Raw genomic sequence first — 747 nt, forward strand, 5'->3', positions numbered from 1 at the left:
CCGCCTTCCTCAAACCGAGGCGTGGGACCGCCGCGCCGGGGCGGCGGAGGGAGGAAGCGTGTCGTTCGCGGCCTCGGGCACGGGGGATGGGGCCGGGGACTCGGATTGCGCCAGCGCGGTCATCACCCGGTTGACGCGCTCCAGGGTCTCGCGCTTGCGCGCCGCCAGGGTGCGCTGGACGTCCTTCATCAGGCTCACCAGCGTGCGCACCCGGCTTTCCAGGGCGTCGGCGTCGAGGGTGCCGTCGGCCTGAAGGCGGGCGAGATGGGGCAGCACGCACGCACCAAGGCGGGCGTAATCCTCGGCCACCGCTTCTTGCGCGCGCACGAACGTAAGGGGGAGCGGGCCGGGGTTCTGCTCCAGAAGCGAGCTTTCCAGGCGGGCAAAATCGATCAGGCTGTCCAACGCGGTCAGGTAGCGCGTGAGCAGCAAGGTGACGCTTCCGTCCTCGTCAGGGGCGATGATGACCATGGTCGAAGCCTTCCTAGCGGGAGAAGCCAAGGGTGGCCGCCCGTCGGTAGGCGGCCAGGGGAGTGCGAACGCGACGCCGCGCGGCCAGGTGATCAGCCACGTCCTGGCGGGCCTGCCGCAGGGCCAGGCGGCAGGCCCCGAGCTGGGCGGCCACCGCCAGGCGTTGCGTCGGGCCGGCGTCGGGGCCCAGGGCGTCGGCCAGGGCGCAGGCGCGCTTGGTGTCGCGCACCACCTGATCGACGCGGCGCGCCAGCGCGGGGGCGGGGGCGGGGGCGG

Annotated in this window: 2 protein-coding genes; both read right to left on the bottom strand. The window is 73.5% G+C overall.

All coding sequences use genetic code 11. The features are described from left to right. Positions 1-9: 9 nt before the first annotated feature. Positions 10-471: a hypothetical protein gene (locus ROR02_RS16480; RefSeq protein ID WP_147165120.1), complete on the bottom strand. Its 462-nt coding sequence runs from the start codon at positions 469-471 to the stop codon at positions 10-12. 13 nt (positions 472-484) lie between these two features. Next, positions 485-747 (bottom strand): hypothetical protein (locus ROR02_RS16740; RefSeq protein WP_170245172.1); only part of this gene is annotated, 263 nt, incomplete at its 5' end.

This window comes from Pararhodospirillum oryzae (assembly GCF_007992075.1).
GTDB lineage: Bacteria > Pseudomonadota > Alphaproteobacteria > Rhodospirillales > Rhodospirillaceae > Pararhodospirillum > Pararhodospirillum oryzae.